1 rRNA gene is annotated in these 2,858 nt (G+C 53.3%); it reads right to left on the bottom strand.

Annotated elements, in window-relative coordinates:
• Positions 1–2,824: ribosomal RNA gene (locus tag HB860_RS21930) — 23S ribosomal RNA — on the bottom strand; the annotation flags it as partial.
• Positions 2,825–2,858: the final 34 nt, after the last annotated feature.

Genomic DNA, 2,858 nt, shown 5'->3' with positions numbered 1-2,858 from the left:
CCTATCAACGTTGTGGTCTCCAACGGCCCTTTAGGACCCTCAAGGGGTCAGGGATGACTCATCTCAGGGCTCGCTTCCCGCTTAGATGCTTTCAGCGGTTATCGATTCCGAACTTAGCTACCGGGCAGTGCCACTGGCGTGACAACCCGAACACCAGAGGTTCGTTCACTCCGGTCCTCTCGTACTAGGAGCAACTCCCTTCAATCATCCAACGCCCACGGCAGATAGGGACCGAACTGTCTCACGACGTTCTGAACCCAGCTCGCGTACCACTTTAAATGGCGAACAGCCATACCCTTGGGACCGACTTCAGCCCCAGGATGTGATGAGCCGACATCGAGGTGCCAAACACCGCCGTCGATATGAACTCTTGGGCGGTATCAGCCTGTTATCCCCGGAGTACCTTTTATCCGTTGAGCGATGGCCCTTCCATTCAGAACCACCGGATCACTATGACCTACTTTCGTACCTGCTCGACCTGTCCGTCTCGCAGTTAAGCTGGCTTATGCCATTGCACTAACCTCCTGATGTCCGACCAGGATTAGCCAACCTTCGTGCTCCTCCGTTACTCTTTGGGAGGAGACCGCCCCAGTCAAACTACCCACCAGGCACTGTCCGCGAGCCCGATTCAGGGCCCTGCGTTAGAACATCAAACATACAAGGGTGGTATTTCAAGGACGGCTCCAGCGCAACTGGCGTCACGCCTTCAAAGCCTCCCACCTATCCTACACATGTAGGTTCAATGTTCAGTGCCAAGCTGTAGTAAAGGTTCACGGGGTCTTTCCGTCTAGCCGCGGGTACACCGCATCTTCACGGCGAATTCGATTTCACTGAGTCTCGGGTGGAGACAGCATGGCCATGGTTACACCATTCGTGCAGGTCGGAACTTACCCGACAAGGAATTTCGCTACCTTAGGACCGTTATAGTTACGGCCGCCGTTTACCGGGGCTTCGATCAAGAGCTTCGCTTGCGCTAACCCCATCAATTAACCTTCCGGCACCGGGCAGGTGTCACACCCTATACGTCCACTTTCGTGTTTGCAGAGTGCTGTGTTTTTGATAAACAGTCCCAGCCATCTGGTCACTGCGACTCCCAACTGCTCCATCCGCAAGGGACTTCACTGTCAAGAGCGAACCTTCTCCCGAAGTTACGGTTCTATTTTGCCTAGTTCCTTCACCCGAGTTCTCTCAAGCGCCTTGGTATTCTCTACCCGACCACCTGTGTCGGTTTGGGGTACGATGACTTGTAATCTGAAGCTTAGAGGCTTTTCCTGGAAGCAGGGCATCAATGGCTTCACCACCGTAGTGGCTTCGTCTCGTGTCTCAGTGTTGTGTCTCCGGATTTGCCTAGAAACACCACCTACGCACTTTCACCAGGACAACCGTCGCCTGGCCCACCTAGCCTTCTCCGTCCCCCCATCGCAATTACAAGTCGTGCAGGAATATTAACCTGCTTCCCATCGATTACGCCTTTCGGCCTCACCTTAGGGGTCGACTCACCCTGCCCCGATTAACGTTGGACAGGAACCCTTGGTCTTCCGGCGAGGAGGCTTTTCACCCCCTTTATCGTTACTTACGTCAGCATTCGCACTTCTGATATCTCCAGCATGCCTCTCGACACACCTTCGCAGACTTACAGAACGCTCCCCTACCACTCACACATAGTGTGAATCCGCGGCTTCGGTGCCTGGTTTGAGCCCCGTTACATCTTCCGCGCAGGCCGACTCGACTAGTGAGCTATTACGCTTTCTTTAAATGATGGCTGCTTCTAAGCCAACATCCTAGCTGTCTGAGCCTTCCCACATCGTTTCCCACTTAACCAGAACTTTGGGACCTTAGCCGGCGGTCTGGGTTGTTTCCCTCTTCACGACGGACGTTAGCACCCGCCGTGTGTCTCCCGGATATTACTTACTGGTATTCGGAGTTTGCATGGGGTTGGTAAGTCGGGATGACCCCCTAGCCCAAACAGTGCTCTACCCCCAGTAGTATTCGTCCGAGGCGCTACCTAAATAGCTTTCGGGGAGAACCAGCTATCTCCGAGTTTGATTGGCCTTTCACCCCCAGCCACAGGTCATCCCCTAACTTTGCAACGTTAGTGGGTTCGGTCCTCCAGTTGATGTTACTCAACCTTCAACCTGCCCATGGCTAGATCACCCGGTTTCGGGTCTACACCTTGCAACTAGACGCCCAGTTAAGACTCGGTTTCCCTACGGCTCCCCTATACGGTTAACCTCGCTACAAAATGTAAGTCGCTGACCCATTATACAAAAGGTACGCAGTCACCCCGAAGGGCTCCCACTGCTTGTACGTACACGGTTTCAGGTTCTATTTCACTCCCCTCACAGGGGTTCTTTTCGCCTTTCCCTCACGGTACTGGTTCACTATCGGTCAGTCAGGAGTATTTAGCCTTGGAGGATGGTCCCCCCATATTCAGACAGGATGTCACGTGTCCCGCCCTACTCGATTTCACATCAAGGTTGTTTTCGTGTACGGGGCTATCACCCTGTATCGCCGGCCTTTCCAGGACCGTTCCACTAACTTCCAAGATGCTTAAGGGCTAATCCCCGTTCGCTCGCCGCTACTGAGGGAATCTCGGTTGATTTCTTTTCCTCGGGGTACTTAGATGTTTCAGTTCTCCCGGTTCGCCTCGTTGCACTATGTATTCATGCAACGATACCTAGCTTATGCTAAGTGGGTTTCCCCATTCGGAAATCTGTGAGTAATAGCGTCTCTTACCGACTTCTCACAGCTTATCGCAGGTTAGTACGTCCTTCATCGCCTCTGACTGCCAAGGCATCCACCATGTACGCTTAGTCACTTAACCATACAACCCCAAGAAGTGTCGGTGAAACCGGCAC

Origin of the sequence: Aeromonas genomosp. paramedia, from assembly GCF_023093515.1 — a bacterium.
In the GTDB taxonomy this organism is placed as follows: Bacteria; Pseudomonadota; Gammaproteobacteria; order Enterobacterales; family Aeromonadaceae; genus Aeromonas.
This window is presented reverse-complemented; position numbering and strand designations above follow the sequence as displayed.